Genomic DNA, 22,763 nt, shown 5'->3' with positions numbered 1-22,763 from the left:
GCTATGAAACTGAAATTCACCAAAATGCAGGGCTTGGGTAACGACTTTGTCGTTCTGGATGGTATCAACCAAGCTATTACGCTCGACCGGGAGCAAATCCGCAAATTGGCAGATCGCCATTTCGGCATCGGTTGCGATCAGTTATTGCTGGTTGAAAAAGCCGAGGGTCAAGCTGATTTTCGCTATCGCATCTTCAATGCCGATGGCGGAGAAGTGGAGCAATGCGGCAACGGTGCGCGCTGCTTCGTTCGCTACGTGCATGATCATGGTCTGACACAAAAAAATGAAATTCGCATCGAAACCCTCAGTGGCGTAATATCGCCACACTTGGAAGTCAACGGGAATGTCACCGTCAACATGGGAAAACCCATTTTTGAACCGGAAGCAATTCCTTTCATCGCTGAGCAACGTGCATTGACTTACCCGCTTGAATTGCCAGGCCAGCCGGTTACAATCAGTGCGGTGTCGATGGGCAATCCGCATGCCGTGCGCGTGGTGCCGGATGTGGACAATGCACCGGTCGATGCGGAAGGCGCGCTGATCGAATCGCATCCCCGTTTTCCCAAACGCGTGAATGTCGGTTATCTGCAAGTGATGGATCGCGCGCATATCAAGTTGCGTGTTTATGAGCGTGGCGCGGGTGAGACACTGGCATGCGGAACGGGCGCTTGTGCCGCGGTTGTTGCGGGTATTAATCTGGGACTGTTGGATCACCGGGTTAAAGTCAGTACGCGCGGTGGTGAATTGACGATCAGCTGGCAGGGTAACGACGAACCGGTCTGGATGACCGGTCCTGCCGTCACCGTGTTTGAAGGCGAAATAAATTTGTAATCAACCAAGGAATTATGATGAAACCGGAAGAAATCGCGCAGTATTTGCAGGAGCATCCGCAATTCTTCAATGAATACGCTGACTTACTGGCGGATATTCAAATTTCCCATCCGCAGGATGATAAGGTCATTTCATTGAATGAACGGCAAGTCATGTCATTGCGGGAAAGAAATCGCGTATTGCAGGATAAATTGCTGGAGTTGATCAGCTTTGGAGAAGAGAACGATGCCATCGGTGAAAAGATGCACCGGTTGGCTATTTCACTGCTTTCCGTTTCCAGTCTAGACGAGCTTTTTAATGCATTGTATTTCAGTCTGAAGGAAGATTTTGCCGTTCCGCTGGTGGCCATGCGGCTGTGGAATATTGCCAATAACGCTGGACCGGCTATTGAATTGACGCTGGTCAGCGACGATGTGCGCACCATCGCGGAAAGTTTGCCGCAGCCGTATTGCGGTAACCATGTCGCGAACGAAATCAAGCAATGGTTCGGCGAAGGTGCTGAGCATCTGCATTCATTTGCGATGATTCCGATGAAAACAACGCAAACTATCGGTTTGCTGGTTCTCGGCAGTCCCGATGCCGAGCGGTTTTACCCAGAGATGGGTACGTTGCATTTAAAACGGCTGGGTGAGCTGGTGTGTACAACGATAACCCGTTACGACCACGCCGAAGCCGCTAGTGCTATCGCTTCTCAAGATCATGCCGCTCATGAGCAGCAAACCTGAGTCACTGGCCGCTGCATTTATTCATCACCTCACGCATGAGCGGCGCTTGTCGCCGCTGACCGCCGACAGTTATGCCCGGGATATTCGTCTTCTGTTCAGTCATCTGCAAAAAGATGACTTAGCGCAGGTGCAAGCGCCGCATATCCGCCAAGTCATAGCGCAGCTGCATGGCAAAGGCTTGTCGGGTAGAAGTCTGGCGCGCATGTTATCGGCCTGGCGCAGCTTTTACCGCTATTTAATCCGTAGTCACGGCTATCAGCATAATCCCTGTATTGGTTTGCGGGTTCCCAAGTCACCGCAAAAATTACCCAATGCGCTGTCTCCTGATGAAACTGTCCGGCTGCTGACGTTTTCGGCAGATCATATTTTGACGGTGCGCGATAGTGCGATGTTCGAATTGTTTTATTCCTCCGGGTTGAGGTTGGCGGAATTGGCCCAGCTTAAGCTGGCGGCCATAGATTTTGCCGAAGGAACCGTGAAAGTGCGCGGCAAAGGGGGAAAGGAGCGCATTGTTCCAGCCGGTGATTTCGCCCTGCAAGCGTTGAAAGCATGGCTTGTTCAACGGGCACAGATCGTCAAACCGGGTGTAACCGCGTTATTCTTATCGCAGCATGGTGATGCGATCAGTATGCGCACCATCAGTCATCGTCTCAAGGGCAGGGCCAGGCAGCAAGGCATAAACCAGAATGTGCATCCGCATATCTTGCGGCACTCCTTTGCGTCTCATTTATTGCAATCCAGCGGTGATTTGCGTGCCGTGCAGGAAATGCTGGGACATGCGCATATCACCTCTACGCAGGTTTACACCCATCTCGATTTTCAGCATCTGACCAAGATTTACGATACTGCGCATCCGCGCGCAAAAAAACGGAATTGACTTCTAGCGGAATCAGCCTGGTTTTATACGTTATAATGCGATTTTGTAACGAATTAAACGAATTCCATGACAACAATTGTTTCAGTAAGACGCGGACGTCAAGTGGCCCTCGGTGGGGATGGTCAGGTAACGCTGGGGGCGGTGGTAGCCAAATCCAGCGCGCGTAAAGTGCGCAGACTCTATCACGATAAAATTCTGGCGGGATTTGCCGGCGGCACTGCGGATGCGTTCACATTATTTGAGCGCTTTGAGGGTAAATTGGAAGCGCATCACGGACATATCATGCGTGCCGCGGTTGAACTCGCCAAGGATTGGCGCACCGACCGGATTTTACGCCGGTTAGAAGCCATGCTGGTGGTTGCTAACGAAGACGCCACGCTGATTGTGACCGGTGCGGGCGATATTATTGAGCCGGAGCTGGGTATTGCCGCCATCGGCAGCGGCGGATCGTATGCATTGGCAGCAGCGCGCGCGCTTTTGGAAAATACCGATTTGCCGCCGCACGATATCGTGAAAAAAGCTCTCACCATTGCGGGCGATATCTGCATTTATACAAACCAGGACCATATTATCGAAACCATTGATTGATATCTGGTAATCGCGCAATACCGTTGTAACAATCCACACCGGAACGGTATTCGATACTCTATTTACATCACACCTATCACAGAATTTAAAACCATGTCACAAATGACCCCGCAGGAAATTGTCCATGAGTTGGACAAACATATTATCGGCCAGGATGCAGCCAAGCGTGCCGTCGCCATTGCCTTGAGAAATCGCTGGCGCAGGCAGCAAGTTGCCGATCCGCTGCGTCAGGAAATCACGCCGAAAAATATTCTGATGATTGGTCCGACCGGGGTCGGTAAAACCGAGATTGCGCGGCGTCTGGCAAAGCTTGCAAACGCGCCTTTCATCAAAATTGAAGCGACCAAATTCACCGAAGTCGGCTATGTCGGGCGCGATGTCGATTCGATCATCCGCGATTTGGCGGAAACCGCTGTTAAGGAATCACGCGAAAATGAAACCCGCAAAAAGCAGCCGCTGGTTGAAGACCGGGCTGAAGACCGGATTCTTGATGCTTTATTGCCCGTTGCCAGAGATTTTGGTGTTCATTCGAATATAGAAGATCAGGATAACGCGACGCGGCAGAAATTCCGCAAGAAATTACGCGAAGGTGAGCTGGACGATAAAGAGATCGAAATCGAAGTCGCCGCGCCGCGCGCCAATATGGAAATTTTCGCGCCACCGGGAATGGAAGACTTGACCTCGCAAATTCAAGGTATGTTCCAGAATATGACCGGGGAACGCAAGAAAACCCGGAAGCTGACAATCCGTGAAGCGAGGAAGATTCTTCTCGAAGAAGAAGCGGCGAAAATGGTGAACGATGAAGAATTGAAGTTGACGGCGATCCAGAATGTGGAACAGAACGGCATCGTGTTTCTCGATGAAATAGACAAAATTGCCAGCCGTGCAGGGCATACCGGCGGCGATGTTTCCCGCCAGGGGGTGCAGCGCGATTTGCTGCCTCTGGTTGAAGGCACGACCGTTTCAACCAAATACGGCATGATCAAAACCGATCATATCCTGTTTGTGGCCAGCGGCGCATTTCATATGTCCAAACCTTCCGATTTAATTCCTGAGTTGCAGGGGCGTTTCCCGATTCGCGTTGAGTTGACCAGTCTGAGTGTCAGTGATTTTGAGCAGATACTCACCAATACCGATGCCTGTCTGACCCGTCAATACGAAGCGCTACTGGCCACGGAAGGCGTTACATTGCAGTTCGGCGAAGATGCAATCAAACGCTTGGCTGAAATAGCCTTTTCCGTGAACAGTAAAACGGAAAACATCGGTGCCAGACGGTTGCATACGGTGATGGAGAAACTGCTGGAAGACATCTCATACGATGCACCAAAACACAGCGGAAAGACGATTGTGATTGATGCAGCGTATGTTGATCAGCGCCTTAAAGACTTATCGCAAAGCGAAGACTTGGCGCGCTACGTGTTGTAATTACGCTGCTTGCAGCGTTTTTCTGCGGTAGGCAGCAAAACCGAGCAACCCGAATCCGGCAAGCAACATTGTGTAGATCTCGGGCTCGGGTACCGGTGTCAGGAGACTGACATTGTCCAGAGCAATGACTTCCATCACCGGTGTAAAGTGCTCGGCATTGATCCAAAGTGCATTCAGGTTGGAAAGAACAGCGAGCAATTGCGCATCGGTGGCCAAAGCTCCGGAAAAAGTATCGGCAACCCGCCAAGTACCGGCTGTGAGCGCAGCATCGAAATGCGTCCAAGCGGCTGGCAAGCTGTTGGTGGCTTCATAAACCAGCGTCAGTCCGGCGCCTTTTAAGACAATTTCGGCTTCATTGGCGTAACTCGTGCCCGCAACCATATACCGGCTATCGAATTGAAGGCTGCCGCCAAAAGCAGCGCTCTGATCGCCGAGGAATTTGCCGGGGGCGCTAAAATATGTCCATTGCGAATCGGGATCGGCAAGCGTAATGGAACCGGCGGGTACGCCGTCTGCGCTGTGTGTGGGCGTTAAACCGCTGGTGATGACCGACCAGGAAGGAGAGCCATCCGTTGTGAGTCCGCTCCAGCCATCAGCATCGCTATCGAAAGTGCTGGATACGAGTGAGCTGGCGGCGATCGTGGAATAACTCAGAATAGTCAAACAGCAAGCAACAGAAATGACAGAACGGATCATAAATAGTCTCCTTGGGTAGGGTTGAAGCTGAAAGTGTCCTAAAGCTGAAGTGAATATAGTTTGGATTCTCTCATTTTGTCAAATAGATAAAGTCATTATTGTAGAATCGGCCTGAATAACAATTTCGATTCAGCTGCATATTGAGAGGTACGGATACCGGGGCAGCATGGATGCTTATCCAACAAGAGCGGTTAAGGTATAATATCCGGTTTCTCAATATTGGATTGTCGGAGGTTGCTATGCCTATTTATGAATATCTATGCAATTCATGCGGTGCCGAGAAAGAACATTTGCAAAAAATTAACGATGCACCTATTGCAGTTTGTCCTGTCTGCGGCGGCAGCAATTATGTGAAGCGTATTTCTGCGGCTGGATTTCAGCTAAAAGGAAGCGGCTGGTATGTCACTGACTTTAAGAATAATAAAACACAGAAAACGGAATCCAAAGCCAGTGCAAAAGAAAATACGCAACCTGCGGCATCTGCCGCTACGGATTCACCGGCAACAACAGAAAGCAGTTCCGCTTCCACGGCGGCTGCCGATTAACGGATCCGCAATATCCCAATACAACGCGATGCATGTACTTGGCTACTGCCGGTAATACCGGAAAATCACTTATCTCACCATTCTGACTACTGAATAGAACTATGCGTACAAACTACTGTGGCGCCATTAACACCGGATATCTGGGTCAAACCGTAACTCTTTTCGGCTGGGTGCACCGGCGCAGGGATCATGGTGGTGTGATCTTCATTGATTTGCGCGATCGTGAAGGACTGGTACAGATCGTGTGCGATCCCGATAGCGTGGAAACATTTCAGGTCGCGGAAAAAATTCGCAATGAATTCGTCCTGAAAATTACCGGTAAAGTGAGAAAACGTCCGGAGGGAACGATCAATACCGCGTTGGTCAGCGGTGAGATTGAGATTCTGGTGGCCTCCATTGAGGTATTGAATCCGTCACTGACGCCCCCGTTCCTGATGGATGACGACAATATCAGCGAAGCAGTGCGGCTGGAACATCGTTATCTGGATTTACGCCGTCCTGCGATGCAATCGAATCTGCGCTTGCGGCATAAAGTGGCGATGGCGGTGCGTGTGTTTCTCGATCAACATGGATTTCTCGACATTGAAACGCCGATGCTGACCAAATCCACACCGGAAGGCGCGCGCGATTACCTGGTGCCGTCACGGGTGAATGCCGGTCATTTTTTTGCTTTACCGCAATCACCGCAATTGTTCAAGCAGCTTCTGATGGTATCCGGATTCGACCGGTATTATCAGATCACGCGCTGCTTCCGCGATGAAGATCTACGCGCCGACCGGCAGCCCGAATTCACGCAAATCGATATTGAAACCTCATTTCTGTCAGCGGATGAGATCATGTCGTTGATGGAAGAAATGATACGCGGCTTGTTCAAAACCGTGAGCAATGTGGATTTACCCGATCCTTTTCCGCGTCTCACTTATGCCGATGCCATGCACAAATACGGTTCGGATAAGCCGGATTTGCGTATCCCGCTGGAATTCACCGAATTGACCGACATCATGAAAGATGTGCCGTTCAAGGTATTCCGTGAAGCCGCGGAAAAACCCGATGGCCGTGTCGCGGCGCTATGCGTGCCCAGGGGTGGGGAATTGTCACGCAAGGAAATCGACGATTACACCAGCTTTGTCGCAATTTACGGCGCCAAAGGCTTGGCTTATATCAAAGTCAATAATCTCGCGGCTGGTGTGGAAGGGTTGCAATCGCCGATTCTGAAATTCTTACCGGAAGAAACAATTAAAACCATTCTGGCGCGCACCAACGCAAAGGATGGCGATTTGATTTTCTTTGGGGCGGACAAAACCAAAGTCGTCAACGAATCATTGGGTGCGCTGCGTATCAAAATCGGACATCAGCACGGACACGCTGAATCCGGCTGGAAACCGCTATGGGTTGTCGATTTTCCGATGTTTGAACGGGATGAGGAAGAAAATCGCTGGCAAGCATTGCACCACCCGTTTACGTCTCCGGCTGACGGGCACGAGGACTTGCTCGAAACCGATCCGGGCAAAGCGCTTTCCAAAGCGTACGACATGGTGCTGAATGGCTCCGAAATTGGCGGCGGATCGGTGCGGATACATCGCCAGGAAGTGCAATCGAAGGTGTTCCGCGCACTCAATATTTCCGAACAGGAAGCACAAGAGAAATTCGGTTTCTTGCTGGAAGCGCTGCAATACGGCGCGCCGCCGCATGGTGGGATTGCATTCGGCCTGGATCGTATTCTGACGATGATGACCGGTTCGGAATCGATCCGGGACGTGATTGCGTTTCCTAAAACGCAGCGCGCGCAGTGCTTGTTAACGCATGCGCCCAGCACCGTGGATGAAAAACAATTGCGGGAATTGAACATCCGTCTGCGACAGGTTGAAACCAAGCCCAGTTAACGGGCAACCGGGTGTTTGTGGATGTACAAAATACCGGTTTCTGTGTTGGTGGTGATTCATACCGCTGATTTGCAGGTTTTATTGCTGGAGCGCGCCGATCACCCCGGTTACTGGCAATCGGTGACTGGAAGCCAGGACTCTAGTGAAACATTGACACAAACAGCAGCACGGGAAGTATTTGAAGAAACCGGTTTGAACGTTGCCGATTATGCGCTGACTGATTGGCAAACTGAAAATCGCTATGAAATTTACGAAGAGTGGCGTTGGCGCTATGGACCGGATGTTCGGTTCAATACCGAACATGTGTTTGGGTTAAGCTTACCTGGCATCCTGCCAATCCGGATTGCCGCCAGAGAACATTTAAACTTCATGTGGTTGCCTTGGCAACAAGCAGCGGATAAAGTGTTTTCGAGCAGCAACGCGGACGCCATTCGTCATTTGCCTGAACGCCAAAATCTTCAGCGGAATAATCGTTAATCGACACCGCCTTGTCCGGAAAAACGCTCCAAATACTTTTTAACAATACTTATACTCTTGGTGTGATGCACTTGGTAAATCACAATGAAATTGATGAGTCCGTGCATCAATAGCGATAGCAATAGACCTTCAAAAATGCCGAGACGGTAAACAAGCAGGGCGCAAATGACCGCAAGCATCATCGCATACTGGCCTTGATGCGCGACGTGTACGAGTCCCATGATCATTTTCCAGCCGGTAAAAATCATGATCACCGCCAAAGAAAACTTGGGCAAAAACTCTAACAACTCCGTGTTCAATACAAAGAACAAGATAACCAAGCCGATCACCAGTACGGAGAATTTTGTATAAGCGCCTGCCAGCTTGTTCGTAGTGCTTTTAGCCACACCATCCAGATTGGTCATGCCGCCAAAGAAACTGGATCCCATATTGGCGATCCAGATCGCCAATAAACTATTGTTGGTATTGCATTTGCGGTTTAGTGGATCGATTTTCTGAATAGCTGCATTGCTCATGACTTGCTCGATGACATCGATAACCGCCAGCATGGCTGCAAAACCGATGACATACAACCAGGTCAATGCGCTATCGAAATGCGGTAGCGGCAATGATAAATTGAGCGGCACATCTTCCACATGCAGCATCGGCATGGCAACAAATTGCGCCAATATGACTCCCGCAGTAATTAAAACAAAATAAGGGATCGCCGGTTGTGTTGCTTGGAATTTGGCAAAAAGGTAAAGAAAAACAGCAAAGCCTGAGATCGAAATCACGATCATCAAAATACGAGCGCTATTCCAGAAGCCTTCGGATACCGATTCTGCCGGTATTTCATACGTCATGACAAAGAAATTGAGGACAATTTTAAGTCCCACACCGGCCAATAAGCCTTCAACCAGATATTCAGGCACTGCCAGGAGAATATATTTCTGTAGATTGAATTTCCAAATGATAGCTTGCATAAATGCCGTCAGGAAAATCACAAATGCCATATTGGCCATACCAAAATTGGCAACCCCTAGTGCCAAAACCGGCGCTAAGCCAGCAGCCACTCCTGGTGCTCCAATATAGTTGCCGGGTTTGAACCAGGCATTGATCCAACCAACAAAACAGGCAAAAACAACGGTTGCTAGCGCAACTTTGATTGGATAATCGGACATCAGTGCAATGCCGGTAGTCAATGGAATTGCCATTGCTCCTGTGATTACCCCGGCTTGCAGATCACGCGTGAGGAATTTAGCTTGAAATGCTGCGGAATTATGCATATTTCGATACTTCAGATAATTTGTTAATGCAATACCAAACGATAATTGCATGCAAACTTTGCTGGGTGCTCAAGGAAAATACTGCAGGAAGGCAAATTCCTGCATTTTTAACGAATAAAATTCTAATGGTATTAATTCCCGTAATCTTATGTACGGGATTTTTTATATATTCAAGTCATTTAAGATTGATTACTTGAGGCTCATCGTCATTGTGCTGTATATCGGCCTCACCGCTTGTTTGTATTTTAGATTCAATTGTTTCCGATGCTATTTCATGCCCGTCTTGCAGACTTGAATCATTATCAGCCTGATCTTTATCATCATCTCTTTCTATGTTGTTTTCGCTTGCTTTATTCTCTTCGTCGCTTTTAGAACTGAAAAGACCTGTAAACCAATCAAATAAACCCATAGCACTTCTCCTTTTGTTGGAACAGCGATAAATTGATAAATCTAGGGGATATACACACAACGCTGGCTGTCACTATCGAAGCTATTGTGTAACTGGGTGAGCGGTTGCCTCCTTTTTAAAGTTGATTGTTGGTGTCAATCACATAAAAGAAATGGCCAAAACAGTATTAGTCTATGAAACTAATGTGTAATGACCATTCTGTATTGAAACAATTATGTTTTTTTGTTTTGTAAAAACCAAAACAAATTGATCTGAAGTTACTGCATCAAAAAAAACATATTGTGAGTAATTGTTCATTTATGTAGCGTTTTATCCAACTCTTTCGATTACCTCAAGCTTTCTGGTATTCAAGTTATTACAGGCTGTCAGTATTTGCAGATGAGGCGCTAGATCGGGAACCTTATCCTTGATGATATTAAGTGCAAATTTACCGAGGAATAACGCTTTTTCTTTTGCTAAGAGATATTCCGGACCGGCTTCATCGCGATACACCCCGGAAGTCATTAGCACCACACCATCAGCAGCAATCCGGCCTTCGTCGATATTGTTTTTCAGAAGCTTGGCGGCTGTTTCAATCGCAACGGAAAGATTAGGATCAAAAGGTCCGACAATAAACGCGGTATTGATGACATGCAGCCAGTCAAAGCCACGGCCAACGCCGATTACCCATTCTTTGTGTTCAGATTCTTCGATGGGCCGATTGGTAGAACGGATTTCTGCAATATGCCGGATATTCCCCCGCACCAGTGGCATCAAGTCCCGGATAACCCTTTCAGGCATTGTGGGGTAGAGTGAACGCAGCATTTCTTCCAGTTCAAGTTGCGACGATTCTTTCGCATTCGCCAAATCAACGGAGCGGCCATCTTCACCGTGCAGAACCAGAGCATCCAAGTCGGTTTCAATGCCGCAAACGATGGGCACTACCGCGCCACCCTTGCCATAAACCGATTGAAATTGACTTTTTAGCTTAACGGCAGCAGCTTTTGCAGCTTCCGTATCGTAATGGAATCCCCGGCAGCCGCGGTGTGTATCTCCACGAGCAAAGTGATAGGTGACAAAAACCAAACAGTGTCTGCCGCGGCTGATGGAATATTCGACCCATTGATCGATAGCTGCTTGAAAAAATGGCCAACCCAGATCAAAGATACCACCCAAATTACGAAATGGCTGAATGATCCCAAGCGCGGTTTGTGTCATAACCGGCAAATGCAATCGGCCATCCATGCATTTTAGCGCGGCTATTTCGGTTGGATGTTCGCCTCTATACCTCCGGCGCTCTGTGGCCAAATCTATGAAAGCTTGCGAATGTCTTGCATTTAAATCGAGTAAATAATCGATTCCAGTATTCGAATTTTTCATCATTCTCCTAAAAAAATTTAGCATATTATGAATTATGAGTTTAAAACTAGCGGGTTGTTAAGGTTAATCGAGACAGCCATTCTTCCGAAGCAATTTGATTAATATTAAGAATGTATTCAGGATAAAAACCTAGAGCTAATATTAGCAGCGCCGGAATGAGTAGTAAAATCATTTCTCGTAATTGCAGATCAATTACTTGCTTGACATCGTCATGAACAATCGGCCCCAAGAAAGTCCGGCGTGTATACGATAGCATATAGGCTGCGCCAAGTATCGCACCGGATAATGCTGCAATGCCTAAAACAGAGTGCGCGCTGATTGCGCCCAGAATCATCAGCAACTCAGCCGGAAATCCGCTGGTACCGGGTACTCCAATACTTGCCAACGTAAACAGGAAATAAAAAGCCGTCAGTTTCGGCATGACTTTAGCAAGCCCGCCTAAATGAATCGCTTCAGTGCTACCGAGCCGGTGCTGTATAAAGCCCGCTATGAGCATCAGTGAGCTGGCTACAAGCGTAAAATTCAGCAATTGAAAAATAGCACCTTGGAATCCTTGTATGTTGAGCGATGCGATCCCCACCATGACTAATCCGACGTGACTGACACTGGCGTAGGCGAGCAGGCGGCGCAGATTTGTTTGCTGCAATGCGATCAAGGCCCCATAGATGAGTGTAAAAGCCCCAATCACGCTCAAAACCCAGCTGTATTCCATTGCGGCAACCGGTGCCAGCGGCATCGCAAAACGCAAAATCCCATAAATACCCAATTTCAGACCCACCAGAATGGCGACGATGTGCGTTGGCCCCTCGGTCGCTACTGTAGGTAGCCAAGTGTGTAATGGAACCAGCGGTGATTTTACGGCGAAGCCGAATAACAGTAAGAGAAAGACCAGTTCTTGCAATTCATTCGGTAACGGCGTATCTAGCAAAACGGGTAAGCTGAAAGACAAATCTGTAGGTATTTGCCCTCCGGATTGTAGCGCATGGTTTGTCGCCAATACGATAATTGCCAGCAATAAGGTGACGCCGCCGGACAGCATAAACAATGTATATTTCATTGCTGCGCTGCGCCGATGCGAACCGATGCCCCATAAACCGATTAAGAAAAAGAACGGTGGCAGCGTTAGCTCCCAGAACAGGAAAAATAACACCGTGTCCAAGGCACAGAATATTCCAATGCTGACGCCTTCAAGCGCCAGTAATAAAGAGAAATGAAAGCGTGAAGTATGGGAAATGGTATTCCACGAGGCTAACATCGTAATCACGGTCAGCAATGCAGTCAGCGGCAAAAACAAAACTGAGATACCATCAACGCCGATCAAATATTCGATGTTCAAAAGCGAAATCCAGGCGCGGCGTTCAACGAGTTGAAATTCACTTTTATCCGCATCAAATAAAATAAGTACGCAGATTGTTAGAAGAAAAGATAGCACAGCGATAAAAAAGGCCACTTGCTTCGAAAAATCGACATTACGTATTGATCCAGCCAATACGGCCCCTAATATGGGGACAATTATCGTAAGGCTTAGCAGCGGGAAATCAGCTTCAATCATTCTAATTGTCCTTTGAAATAATATATTGCGTAGTCAGCGGCTTGCTAGTATTAAGCGCGTCGATATTGTTGTGAGAATTACTGCCGGCATGAATATTTTGATCAATGATATGCAACCACGGTGAAGTATTCAGTCCGGCGCCTATGAGCAAGCCGCAGATGGCAATGGTGATAATCCATTCGTTCCTGGGAGAGGGCGGGGAACTGGCGTGATGCATGTTCACAAAAGGCCCTTGGAAACGCTTCGGTGCAGCGATAAATATTTGCTGGAAAGCACGTAACAGCAATCCAACTGTCAAAACGTTACCAAATAAAATGGCAATGGCAATAAGCCACCCTTGACCTTGAATAGTGCCATCGATTAACAAATGGATGCCGTCAAACCCCGGTGTTCCGGGCATACCCATCGTACTTAACGCGCAAATGACAAATAAAACGGCAATGGCCGCATTCGTGTCAAACATGCCGCCTAAGCGTGGAATAAAAGCTGTGTGCGTACGCTTATAGATCATGCCAAGACTGAGCAGTATGCCGGCGGTCGCCATACCGAACGATAAGGCCAGAACGATACCGCCTTCCATACTATGTGTGCTGGAATCAAATAAACCGACAGTGATTAGTCCGGTTTGACTGATGATTGCAAAGGCGATCAAGCGGCGAAAATTAATTTGCATGAAAGCTAGCAATGCACCGTAAAAAATCCCGATTAAACCGAGCAAGGTCACAAACCAAGCCCATTGCTCCGCAACTTCGGGAAGCAGGGGGATTAAATAGCGTACGATCGCATAAATGCCCAGTTTCAGACTGACTAGAAAAATTCCGACACTTGCGATAGTGCCATGTTCAGCCACTACCGGCAGCCAGGCATGAAATGGAAACAATGGCATGCGAATGGCGAAACCGAATAAAAGCAGGAAAAAAATCAATGTCGGGTAATCATGACTAACATTGCTTTCCTTCAGAACAAGCCAATCGAACGATAAGACATCAGTCGTTAACATGACGCCAAAACCAAGCATCAAAAACCCTGCCAACGCCATCAACAATCCGCTACTGAAGTGTTGTAACAGTAACGCCACAACCCACCGCCGGTTTTGGCTTGATCCCGATCGCAGTGTCATCAAGACAATAGGGATCATTTCAAGAAAACACCACAACCAGAACTGCATTGCATTCAGTGCGGCAAAAGCACCGATCAGAATGGCTTCATAACCCAGTAAAGAGGCAATATGAGTACGGTCTGACACATGCCGCGCCGTGAGGGTATAAATAAGGGTTAGTAATGCCAGAGTGGATGTCAGCAGTATAAATAAAATATTAGTGCCATCCACACCGACCGTATAGGTTACGCCTAAGCCTTGATAGCGCTCATAGAGTTGGATACCCGGCAAGTCGGGATCGAAAACTGATAGTAAATAGACGCTGAGCAAAAATGTCGCTGCCGTTCCAACGAAGCCTAGACGTAAAGCAATAACCGGCGAGGATGTCATGATGACTGCGGCCATCATAACCAGCGGAATAAGCGTCAGTACCGACAAAACTGGAAAAGAAACTGTTTCTGACCAATAAGTAATTTGTGTAATATCCATCGAAACCTCAAATTGAAGCGGCAATCATTAAGACAATGAATACAAACAGCACCAGGTAACGCGGTTTGAGAATAGTCTGTTCAAAAGTATTCGCAATCTGCCCGAGCTTTCTGCCAATATCGACTGTATCCATGCCGATACCGCGCAATACCAAACGATCTTCAAACCAGCTCATGATATTTGCTGCCCATTCAAAGAATTTTCCGACTATGCCGCTACCGCGGACAAACTCAAGGTGTATTCCATCACGGATATCTTTACCCATCTTTTTCTCCAATTGCGTCAGTGATGAGATGGTGTAGTTTGAAGAAACGGGAGCACCCATGGCACGATCGATGATATTTTTATCGAACCGGTCCAAATCGTGTCCAAGACCATAAATAGGTCTGACCAATGTTCTATCGGCAATCGGATCAAGCCAGAAGCGCTGCAACGATGCGATATATAACCAGCGTTTATTGGCGATTGCGGCGGCTACCGGTTTCATCGGATTGCCATAGACATAGCGCAGTAACGAAGGCGCTGTTAACACCTGGTAATTTCTCACTATGGCATGCGCGCACAAATGCCAGCTCGCCAATTCCCATAAACCCAAACCGCATTCCAAAAACATAAGACCCAACTGCCCTGTAATGGCAAAGCATAGTGAGCTTTTGGTATCGGTTTGTGTCAATCCGACAATATAGCTATAAATTGCTGTAAACAATCCAATCGCCACCAGCACGGACATGGTGAGCGGTGCGAGCTCGATAAGCGGCCGCAGTAAAATAACCAAAAAGATGCCAGCGTGGATCATCACAGCACCATAGAACACAGCACTGGAAGGCGTGGGTCCTTCCATCGCTCTTGCTAGCCAGGGTGTAAATGGCAGTTGCGCTGACTTGGCAACCGCAGCGACGACGAAGCATAAGCTGATTACGGTGGCAGTCGGTGTTGATAGCGTTGTTGCAATTTCGTTCAGGTTGAACCAATTCGTCGTTCCGGCATAGTAAAAGGAAAGGGCTATGCCTAGAATAAAGCCGGCGTCTCCGATACGGTTGGTTACAAAAACCCGTGTGGCGTTAATGGTTGCGGTGGGTCGGTCATAGGCGAAAGATATCAATAAATACGAACACAATCCCGCTAACTCCCAGCCCATAAACGTAACAACCGCATTACCCGAGAGTATGAGCAGCAGCATCGCCGACGAGAACAAGGATAAAACAAAAAAGAAGCGGTGAAATCCGGGTTCAGCATGGATGTAGCTTGTTGAGAAGCGCGCGATTATGAGTAAAATTATCGAAAATAAGGCGGCTGCAATGACGCTGAAACCTGTCGTGATGAAATTGAATTCAACGACGAGATTGCCGCTGCCAAGCCATTTTCCTAGCGAAGTATAGTTGGAATTGATACCCAATAAATCAGCGCCTAACAGGGCGATCGCGATCAAACACGACAAGGTAATGGCATTTTTAGCCACATTTGCGCTGATCGGCTCGTCTTTTTTTCCGCTGATGCGATCAAACAAAATACCGAAACCGATGATCGCAGCGGCTATGAATGGCAATAACGGTATTAAAAAAACCAATTGATCCATTTTAGGCTCCTGTCGGATGAGGTTGTTTGATTAAAGCAGGTGGCAAGGGCACGTTGATGCTCTGATAGTAAGCAACGGACGACTCATATTCAGGCACTTGTTTTCCTGCCGCTTGCCAAGGAACAAATCCAACGCCACGTTCAAATACTGAAATTTCAGCCGTATCGGGATCAATTGCGCTCAGCAAAATCCAACCACCGCCGACGAGTTCACGGATGCTGGCTTGCCGCTCATAAATTTGTCCCAGTATTTCGGTTTTGGCTTCCACTAAAACCTGCAATCGCAACGGTTCGTGGATTTCAATCATCTGTTTGGTTAACCCGGTACGTAAATCGCTACTGGTGCCTTCCAGCACGCCGAACATCCCGGTAATGTTATGCGTGACTTTAGAGCCGGAGCCAAAATAGTCATTGTTTACCGTGGAGAAGTAATACTCCAGGTTGATACCTGCACCCACCGGACCGACCGCTAACAAAAGATTTTCAAGCAACTTGCCATCGGCATCCTGCGTGGGATCATATGAAATGAGAAAAACACGCCGGTCCAAAAATGTTCCTTGCGACACGGATCGCCGCCCGATGATCGCTGCGGCAATCGTGGCGTGATTGAATTCCGGAAATGCTTGCGAAAAATCATTTGCACGCAAGGTCACATGTTCTTTTCCGGCTTCCGGGGTGCGAGGGTTGTTAGCCGAGACAAAGCGCCGGCAACGTTCGTGAGCTGAAGCTTTACTCGCTTTGATTAAATCGTTCCTGAATGCTTCGAATGCAGGCAATACACTTTGTGGAATATCTTCAAGATCATACCAATAGTATTCGTCGCTACAGGTGTCGTGTTCAGCGCCGACAAACCAGGTGTCGTCGGGAATGTGAATGCCGCGTTCGGCGAGTAATTTTCTAATTTCCGGACGATTTGCCATGGCTGCAAAAAGCCGCGCGTTCGGTCCGCCACGCTTGCCGCTACAGGCGCCGCAGTTGTAACCAAACTCATGCGGATTATTGAGGTTGGTCGATCCATGGCCGGCTAAGCAAACAATAGGGGCGAAACCGTACGATAAGCCGGTCGTGCGCATGAATACCGTTAACCGGTCGGCTTGTTCCGTATCGGTAAAGCCCAACCGGGGCTGATCCGGGGTTGCGGGCGTATCCGAAGCAGGCGCTTTGAACATCAATTCGGTGGGGACTTTCTTTTCAATACTTTGACGCAAGGTGGTATTGAGCGCCAGAAAATATTTCGGTAAAAACACTCTGCCGAGCAGGCCGGCAAACACAACCGGCGCTAATGTATCAATGATGGCATGCGAAAGAATAAGACTGCGCCGCAATGATTGATTCATCACATAAGCGAGTTTCTTATAAAAACGATATCCTTTGAAATGCTCTTGCAGTATCGGTTCCGCGCCTTTTCTCGGGACTTCATTGACATCATTTGCAGGGCGTACGACCACCGGGCACTGCATTTTAATTTCTACATCGTCTATCCCTTTGTAATTCATTGGCACGCCAAAAAATCCTGCAGCGCCTATGGTCTCAATGGCGGGGTTAATTTCTTCCAGTTGGCGGCGCAGACTCTCTTCACGGTCATCCATGCAAGTGACAATCTGCGCTTGCGGCCGCTGGGTACGTTTGGCCCAGCGGCCGCGGCCAACATTGGCTCGCAGAGTTTGAAAAAAATCTTCCCGGTAATGATATTCGTAGGCATACAGCCATATTTTGCTGCGCTCAGGCGCATTAAATTCGTCCAGTACCGTCAGCATCTGGAGTAAATCGTTTTTCTGCATGCCATGAATATCCGCAGCCGTGAGCCCTAGATGCTGGCACAGCCGGAAAAGCCGCCAGCCGCTATTAAAAGCCGCGTGTTCAGAATCTTTTTTAACCAGTGGACTGAATTGCCAAGTCCATGTCAGGTCGGCTAAGGATTGCCATTCTTCCCGTTGCTCGCGTTCGGATCCGGCGCGCAAAATCAAATCCTTGGCAAGATTGGTCAGATACTCCGGTAAATTGCCATCATACAATTGCTTCCGGACCATGAACTCGGATAAATTTCTGCGAAAATAATAGCCGATCGTTCCCAGCTTGGCTTCGATCTTCCAGGTGTCTTTGCAGGCCTGATTGAGCCATAGCCGATCCAATGTGAGACGGATAGCCAGATAATCGGCCATATGCAGCGTTGCGTCATTTTCCGTATGGTAATCAGGATTATGCTCACGCCAATTGATCATTCCCGACCAACCCGGCAACTCAAGCGCCAGCTGCTGGATATAATCTTCCCATTTGTCTTGTGGAATCTCCATGTTGGTTAATTGCAGAATAATGCAATCGACCGGATCTTCCGGTGTTTCGTCGACAATATTTTGCCAGTCGGGCAAATCGTGTAAAAAAGGATTCACGTCGAAATGCGCTGTCGAGCGCCAAGCTGCATAGAGCCCCAGTTTGCTGCGACCGGGCAATTGCCATGCCGCAACGCCTTCATCCAGTACCGATGCGCAGATTCGTATGATCTGCGGCCTAATGGAATAAAGAATATCGATACCGCTTAAAGCCAGAACAAAACTGCGTAATGTAATTTTGTTGCCGATTTGCGCCAGCATTTCATTGAGTTTGGTTTCCGCATCCCTACGCATTTTTTGATGTACGGGAATGCCCTCGCCATTTGCCAGGTTTGTTTGGATTTTTTCCAGCCACTCTTTGGCCTGCTCTTCTGAGAGATCCAACATGTTCTCGGGGTGCAAGTCGGTTAGCTCAATACCCAGTTTGTTGAGAATGCTTTCCCAAAGCTGTTTAACGGCGATATTGGGATCGGAAATGCAGCTGAGCATCCGTGCACGCGCTTCTTTAGAAACATCCGGTTGAATGGTATGCAGCACATTCCGTTCTTCGATCTGCCAATTCAATTGACTGATCGACAGAGTAGGCAGCTCATGCAGCAGCGCAATTTGGTAGATATCTCTACGATTGATTGTCAGATCGTTGGCATGAAAAACAATGTGCTCAGACTGTAAGTTTTTTGTATGTTCAAACGCGGCTGCAAGGTCTGTGTCGGTTATTTTGCCTTGCTGATAAAGGTCCCTGTTCTTTGAATCCGGTAAATAACCATAAACACCGGTTAATTTTTCATATTCCGCCACACCTTCTTCGAACGGGAGATGTTGAAAACCATGAATGGTGTTGTGATGCACAAATTTATGCAGCGGGCGTTGTCCTGGAAGAATATGATCCAAGTGATGGATTGCTTCAATGATATGGTGACGTAGATCATGAGATTCGGAATTCATTTCAGTTATCCTATTGAATACTTTGAATAATAATGCCGTTCATTTGATTCATGGTTGCCATTGAAAGGTCAATCAAAGGCGCTGGCCACAAACCAAACAGCACGATCAATACAACCAGAAAACCAGCTGCTATGAGTTCGTACAACTTTAAATCTTCAATGTTACGCATCTGGGGTTTTACCGGACCGGTGAATAACATACCGATGGTGCGCATGGCGTAAGCTGTTCCGATCATGATACTCACCCCCAGCAGTATCATGAGATTTCCCCATTGCTGGAATCCACCGACGATCGCATGCAGTTCTGCAATAAAACCCACCGTACCAGGCAACCCCATTGCTGCGAATAAAGTAATCGTCATGAAGAGGGCAAAACGCGGCATCACTCTTACCAAAGAGCTATAGTCCAGAATATTTCGGGTATGGGTGCGCTCGTATAACAAACCCACCAGCAGAAACATTGCTCCCGCTACCAGACCATGCGCAGTCATTTGTAAAACAGCGCCAATCAGGCCGGTTTTATTCATGGTGGCAATATCGAGCAGGATGATCCCCATGTGACTGACCGAAGAATATGCCACCATCGCTTTCATATCCGTTTGCCGCCATGCCAGAACACCGCCATAAATCATTCCGATCAATGCCAGGGTTATTAAGAGTGTTTGCAGCATCTGTGTTGCTTCCGGCAGCATGACAATGACTCTGATCATGCCGTAGGCGCCCATTTTGAGAAGAATTCCCGATAGCAATATACTGACTGGGCTTGGTGCTTGTACGTGAGCTAATGGCAACCAGCCGTGTAGTGGAAAAATAGGCATCTTAACGCCGAAGCCGATCAGAAAACCAATTAAAACCCAAACTTGCTCATTCCTTGGCATGCTCTGTGCCGCGACGGTCATCGCAGACATCAGAGTCCCGCCATGCGGCGGCATGTATTGACTGATCGCCAATAAACTGATCAGCATGAAAATAGAGCCACCCATCGTATAAAGCACAAAATTCAAACTGGCGACATGACGGCGTGTACCTCCCCAGCGATCAATGAGCAGAAACAGCGGCGCTAAAGTCAATTCCCAGAAAATATAGAACAATGACCAATCTTGCGAAAGAAATACGCCCAGCATCCCCAATTCCAGCAGCAGGATACTGACATAGTAGCTTTTGATATTGTGTGCGATGTTGAAAGAAGCGAGTAGCGCAATTACAGTGAGCAATGCGGCCAATACCACCATGGGCAGTGATAATCCGTCGACGCCTAATGCAAGTGCAGTATTCAGCTTGGGATTAAAAACAAAATACTCATAGAACTGTATTTGACCATCCGATCGATCGTAATTAAGAACCAGCCAGAAGCTTAAGAGAAATACCAGGAGTGCAATTAGATTAGCGGTGAAACGGATTTGGTTTGTGTTCTTACTCGGAATTAACGCAAGTATCAGAATACCTAATACTGGTGTTAGAAGTAATGTACTGAGTATTCCCATCGAACGATTTATCCTTTTACTTTTATTATAAGATTAAGTTTTTATTAAAAATATTTATAAATAATTCAACATATTTGTTTGAAATTTTTAAGTGAACCGAAATCTGATGTATGAATCGGACCAAAACTGCCTCTATGTCAGAAAAACTGTACTACCACTATCAGAAATCATTAAATCCCTGTTGCTGTAAGGGTAAGCTAACACAATGAATGTGAATTAAAAGTGAAATGCATGTGAATTAAAAGTGAAGATAATGAGGCATGAAAAAACTTTCTCAAACCGGTTGTCTGGTTGCAGAGAATCGAATTTATGGTGTTCTAGCGGTTTTTGATTGAGCAAAATTCTGAGTATTTTTTTGCGGTGATTCAGAAGCGGAAGTACAGAAATTTTTTTTGCGCTTGCAACAAAAAATGAAAGGATGCGAAATCATTATCCATTTGAAATGAATGGGCCGCAGTGACTGAAGGTTCCATCATGAATTTCGCTAAAACCGGATAAGTTACTGTGTATAAAATTTAATTGATTGTAGATATCCAATTTCGATTAAAAAGATTGTGAATATTTTGTGAGAATGTTGTAAAATTTATGTGAATTTTGCCGTTTCTGAGATTCTGAATTGATCGGAATGCGCCTGAAAAGGCAAATTTTGCAAACTCTTCTATAGGAGGCTTTATGAAAATGAGCCGATTTCTTTTTGTAACAGCAATAAAGATCTGCTTTGTAGTGTTCGGTATTATTCCCTTGGTCAGCGTTATTTTATTTGGCGCTCTCCCGACATTGCCACAAATACACTCTGTTATAGGTTGGGTGGGATTGGAAGTGATGAGTGGATCAATTCTGTTTCTGAGCTATCTTGCTGTTGCAATGTTGTATATGGTGTCAAAAAATAAAGCGCGTTTTTCTTCAGTAAAAGTTGCAGCTTAACCCCTTATTAGCCTTATAAGGAGTCAATGCTAACGATCAGTGAGTATTGGCTCCTTTTTTATTCTCTCAATTTACTTTTCAATCCATAAGCTCGTTTGGGTACTCAAATCTTTCGAAATTCCGCCAATATTTCGATATGGGGAGTGTGCGGAAACAAGTCAATCAGTTGAATCTCGTTTATTTGCCAGTTATTTTGTTGAAAGAACCAGGCATCGCGCGCGAAAGTTTCCGGGTTACAGGAAATATAGATAATCGTTTTTAACGCAGCGAAGCAGGAAAAAAAGCCCTGATGTTTTTTTAGTCCGGCGCGTGGTGGGTCTAAAACCAACGTTGTTGCATCGCATACCGTTTTTTGCATGTTCCTCCAAATTGACGGACTGAAAAGATCCGCGACGTGTGGAGTTACCTTCGCCAGCGCTTTGCTTTTCAATAATTGAATGGCATCCGGGTCGGATTCGTAAGCGATAAGTGCAGTACAGTTCGATTCCGCAATGATTTGCGTGAAATTCCCCGAACCGCAAAATAATTCCACCGCTTTTCCTATCTGGGAGTTGCGAGCGAGTGTATTCCGTAACCACTGTCGCATCCACTGATTCTGCTGCGTGTTGCCCTGTTTGAACGGGCGTTTCTGGTTTGTACGGATTTCGTCCGCTTGCATGTCGTCATCCAGTTCAATAAACAGCCAATTGTCTCCGGAGTTTTCCTGCCAAGTTTTATCGGGTAACTGCTGAATTGCCGTTTGCAGCAAGCTCCGGCACTGTTCATTGAGTACCAGACAATCATTCACCGGTGCAATTTGCTGCGAGTTTTCGGATACGAAACCGAGTTTTATTCCATCCGTTTTAATTTGGCAGCGGTTGCGGTAGCCATATATTTGCGGCGCTGGCTGAATAGCGCTGACATTCAACTGAGCCGGATCAAAATCGGCTCGTTGCATGGTATAGAGGAAGCGATTTCGTTTTTGCTCGAGCTGGCTTGTATAATCAGCGATCATCCAGGAGCAACCGGTACAGGCATTTTCTTCCAGACTGACAAAAGGGCATGCGGGTATTTGTCTTTGTGCCGAAGGTTGCGTGAGCTGTATCAATTTGGCATAAGCAAATTTTTTATTATTCAGCGGCTTGTCAATAGTTTCAAACTCACCGCTATCTCCTGGCCAAGTGCCATAAACAAAATAAGAAATGTTATTCTGGGTGTTTTTGACCACACCCAAGCCCTTTTGCGATAAATGCGTTACCGTCCCTGTGAATTTCATGATGAATAGTCAGTTATATTTATTGAAAAGG

At 47.2% G+C, this 22,763-nt stretch carries 19 protein-coding genes; 9 read left to right on the top strand and 10 right to left on the bottom strand.

The window, feature by feature from the left end:
* Nucleotides 1-3 precede the first annotated feature (3 nt).
* The 5 genes from dapF to hslU all read left to right on the top strand — a co-directional run bounded on the left by dapF (nt 4) and on the right by hslU (nt 4,446).
* The gene (dapF, locus tag R2083_RS08725) at nt 4-831 is read left to right on the top strand and encodes a diaminopimelate epimerase (RefSeq protein ID WP_317538206.1); all 828 of its coding nucleotides are present in this window, start codon (nt 4-6) and stop codon (nt 829-831) included.
* 17 nt (nt 832-848) lie between these two features.
* Nucleotides 849-1,556: a DUF484 family protein gene (locus tag R2083_RS08720; RefSeq protein ID WP_317538205.1), complete on the top strand. Its 708-nt coding sequence runs from the start codon at nt 849-851 to the stop codon at nt 1,554-1,556.
* Nucleotides 1,540-2,433, top strand: a complete 894-nt coding sequence (gene xerC / locus R2083_RS08715; protein ID WP_317530538.1) for a tyrosine recombinase XerC — start codon at nt 1,540-1,542, stop codon at nt 2,431-2,433. Before R2083_RS08720 ends, xerC begins: the two co-directional genes overlap by 17 nt.
* A 66-nt stretch (nt 2,434-2,499) precedes the next feature.
* The gene (hslV, locus tag R2083_RS08710; RefSeq protein WP_317530539.1) at nt 2,500-3,021 is read left to right on the top strand and encodes an ATP-dependent protease subunit HslV; all 522 of its coding nucleotides are present in this window, start codon (nt 2,500-2,502) and stop codon (nt 3,019-3,021) included.
* A gap of 93 nt (nt 3,022-3,114) precedes the next feature.
* Nucleotides 3,115-4,446 carry an ATP-dependent protease ATPase subunit HslU gene (gene hslU, locus R2083_RS08705; RefSeq protein WP_317538204.1) on the top strand — a complete coding sequence of 444 codons (1,332 nt, stop codon included), beginning with the start codon at nt 3,115-3,117 and terminating at the stop codon, nt 4,444-4,446.
* Here hslU and R2083_RS08700 read toward each other — a convergent pair whose 3' ends face one another.
* Complete coding sequence (locus R2083_RS08700) at nt 4,447-5,142, bottom strand: laminin B domain-containing protein (protein ID WP_317538203.1); 696 nt, start codon at nt 5,140-5,142, stop codon at nt 4,447-4,449.
* Nucleotides 5,143-5,381: 239 nt separating this feature from the next.
* Between R2083_RS08700 and R2083_RS08695 the strand changes: the two genes are divergently transcribed.
* From R2083_RS08695 to nudB, 3 genes are all read left to right on the top strand, one after another.
* On the top strand, nt 5,382-5,687 hold the full coding sequence (locus R2083_RS08695) for a zinc ribbon domain-containing protein (protein ID WP_317538202.1): 306 nt from the start codon (nt 5,382-5,384) through the stop codon (nt 5,685-5,687).
* Nucleotides 5,688-5,788: 101 nt separating this feature from the next.
* A complete protein-coding gene (gene aspS, locus R2083_RS08690) occupies nt 5,789-7,570 on the top strand; it encodes an aspartate--tRNA ligase (RefSeq protein WP_317538201.1) in 1,782 nt (593 codons plus the stop codon).
* 21 nt (nt 7,571-7,591) lie between these two features.
* On the top strand, nt 7,592-8,047 hold the full coding sequence (gene nudB / locus R2083_RS08685) for a dihydroneopterin triphosphate diphosphatase (RefSeq protein WP_317538200.1): 456 nt from the start codon (nt 7,592-7,594) through the stop codon (nt 8,045-8,047).
* Here nudB and R2083_RS08680 read toward each other — a convergent pair.
* The 8 genes from R2083_RS08680 to R2083_RS08645 all read right to left on the bottom strand — a co-directional run bounded on the left by R2083_RS08680 (nt 8,044) and on the right by R2083_RS08645 (nt 20,553).
* Complete coding sequence (locus tag R2083_RS08680) at nt 8,044-9,312, bottom strand: SulP family inorganic anion transporter (RefSeq protein ID WP_317530545.1); 1,269 nt, start codon at nt 9,310-9,312, stop codon at nt 8,044-8,046. The genes nudB and R2083_RS08680 overlap by 4 nt on opposite strands.
* A gap of 175 nt (nt 9,313-9,487) precedes the next feature.
* Entirely contained in the window at nt 9,488-9,721 is a 234-nt protein-coding gene (locus tag R2083_RS08675) for a hypothetical protein (RefSeq protein WP_317530546.1), read from the bottom strand.
* A gap of 309 nt (nt 9,722-10,030) precedes the next feature.
* Nucleotides 10,031-11,080 (bottom strand): carboxysome shell carbonic anhydrase domain-containg protein, encoded by a 1,050-nt coding sequence (locus R2083_RS08670; RefSeq protein WP_317530547.1) that lies wholly within the window; start codon nt 11,078-11,080, stop codon nt 10,031-10,033.
* A gap of 46 nt (nt 11,081-11,126) precedes the next feature.
* A complete protein-coding gene (locus tag R2083_RS08665) occupies nt 11,127-12,632 on the bottom strand; it encodes an NADH-quinone oxidoreductase subunit M (protein ID WP_317538199.1) in 1,506 nt (501 codons plus the stop codon).
* A gap of 1 nt (nt 12,633) precedes the next feature.
* Nucleotides 12,634-14,220 carry a NuoM family protein gene (locus tag R2083_RS08660; protein ID WP_317538198.1) on the bottom strand — a complete coding sequence of 529 codons (1,587 nt, stop codon included), beginning with the start codon at nt 14,218-14,220 and terminating at the stop codon, nt 12,634-12,636.
* Between the two features lie 7 nt (nt 14,221-14,227).
* Nucleotides 14,228-15,796: an NADH-quinone oxidoreductase subunit L gene (locus R2083_RS08655; RefSeq protein WP_317538197.1), complete on the bottom strand. Its 1,569-nt coding sequence runs from the start codon at nt 15,794-15,796 to the stop codon at nt 14,228-14,230.
* 1 nt (nt 15,797) lies between these two features.
* Entirely contained in the window at nt 15,798-19,070 is a 3,273-nt protein-coding gene (locus R2083_RS08650) for a DUF2309 domain-containing protein (RefSeq protein ID WP_317538196.1), read from the bottom strand.
* A gap of 10 nt (nt 19,071-19,080) precedes the next feature.
* Nucleotides 19,081-20,553 carry an NADH-quinone oxidoreductase subunit M gene (locus tag R2083_RS08645; protein ID WP_317538195.1) on the bottom strand — a complete coding sequence of 491 codons (1,473 nt, stop codon included), beginning with the start codon at nt 20,551-20,553 and terminating at the stop codon, nt 19,081-19,083.
* Between the two features lie 672 nt (nt 20,554-21,225).
* On the opposite strand from R2083_RS08645, the gene R2083_RS08640 reads away from it, so the two are divergent.
* The gene (locus R2083_RS08640) at nt 21,226-21,477 is read left to right on the top strand and encodes a hypothetical protein (protein WP_317530552.1); all 252 of its coding nucleotides are present in this window, start codon (nt 21,226-21,228) and stop codon (nt 21,475-21,477) included.
* Between the two features lie 103 nt (nt 21,478-21,580).
* Here R2083_RS08640 and R2083_RS08635 read toward each other — a convergent pair whose 3' ends face one another.
* A complete protein-coding gene (locus R2083_RS08635; RefSeq protein ID WP_317538194.1) occupies nt 21,581-22,732 on the bottom strand; it encodes an RNA methyltransferase in 1,152 nt (383 codons plus the stop codon).
* Nucleotides 22,733-22,763 lie beyond the last annotated feature (31 nt).

This window comes from Nitrosomonas sp. Is35, assembly GCF_033063295.1.
Classification (GTDB): Bacteria; Pseudomonadota; Gammaproteobacteria; order Burkholderiales; family Nitrosomonadaceae; genus Nitrosomonas.
This window is presented reverse-complemented; position numbering and strand designations above follow the sequence as displayed.

Bases quoted from the DNA above. Each gene is read 5' to 3' on its own strand.
- R2083_RS08700 (WP_317538203.1), bottom strand. From the start codon at position 5,142: ATGATCCGTTCTGTCATTTCTGTTGCTTGCTGTTTGACTATTCTGAGT.
- R2083_RS08660 (WP_317538198.1), bottom strand. From the start codon at position 14,220: ATGGATATTACACAAATTACTTATTGGTCAGAAACAGTTTCTTTTCCA.
- R2083_RS08695 (WP_317538202.1), top strand. From the start codon at position 5,382: ATGCCTATTTATGAATATCTATGCAATTCATGCGGTGCCGAGAAAGAA.
- R2083_RS08635 (WP_317538194.1), bottom strand. From the start codon at position 22,732: ATGAAATTCACAGGGACGGTAACGCATTTATCGCAAAAGGGCTTGGGT.
- nudB (WP_317538200.1), top strand. From the start codon at position 7,592: ATGTACAAAATACCGGTTTCTGTGTTGGTGGTGATTCATACCGCTGAT.
- hslV (WP_317530539.1), top strand. From the start codon at position 2,500: ATGACAACAATTGTTTCAGTAAGACGCGGACGTCAAGTGGCCCTCGGT.
- R2083_RS08655 (WP_317538197.1), bottom strand. From the start codon at position 15,796: ATGGATCAATTGGTTTTTTTAATACCGTTATTGCCATTCATAGCCGCT.
- R2083_RS08640 (WP_317530552.1), top strand. From the start codon at position 21,226: ATGAAAATGAGCCGATTTCTTTTTGTAACAGCAATAAAGATCTGCTTT.
- xerC (WP_317530538.1), top strand. From the start codon at position 1,540: ATGAGCAGCAAACCTGAGTCACTGGCCGCTGCATTTATTCATCACCTC.
- R2083_RS08675 (WP_317530546.1), bottom strand. From the start codon at position 9,721: ATGGGTTTATTTGATTGGTTTACAGGTCTTTTCAGTTCTAAAAGCGAC.
- hslU (WP_317538204.1), top strand. From the start codon at position 3,115: ATGTCACAAATGACCCCGCAGGAAATTGTCCATGAGTTGGACAAACAT.
- R2083_RS08670 (WP_317530547.1), bottom strand. From the start codon at position 11,080: ATGAAAAATTCGAATACTGGAATCGATTATTTACTCGATTTAAATGCA.
- R2083_RS08650 (WP_317538196.1), bottom strand. From the start codon at position 19,070: ATGAATTCCGAATCTCATGATCTACGTCACCATATCATTGAAGCAATC.
- R2083_RS08645 (WP_317538195.1), bottom strand. From the start codon at position 20,553: ATGGGAATACTCAGTACATTACTTCTAACACCAGTATTAGGTATTCTG.
- R2083_RS08720 (WP_317538205.1), top strand. From the start codon at position 849: ATGAAACCGGAAGAAATCGCGCAGTATTTGCAGGAGCATCCGCAATTC.
- R2083_RS08665 (WP_317538199.1), bottom strand. From the start codon at position 12,632: ATGATTGAAGCTGATTTCCCGCTGCTAAGCCTTACGATAATTGTCCCC.
- dapF (WP_317538206.1), top strand. From the start codon at position 4: ATGAAACTGAAATTCACCAAAATGCAGGGCTTGGGTAACGACTTTGTC.
- aspS (WP_317538201.1), top strand. From the start codon at position 5,789: ATGCGTACAAACTACTGTGGCGCCATTAACACCGGATATCTGGGTCAA.
- R2083_RS08680 (WP_317530545.1), bottom strand. From the start codon at position 9,312: ATGCATAATTCCGCAGCATTTCAAGCTAAATTCCTCACGCGTGATCTG.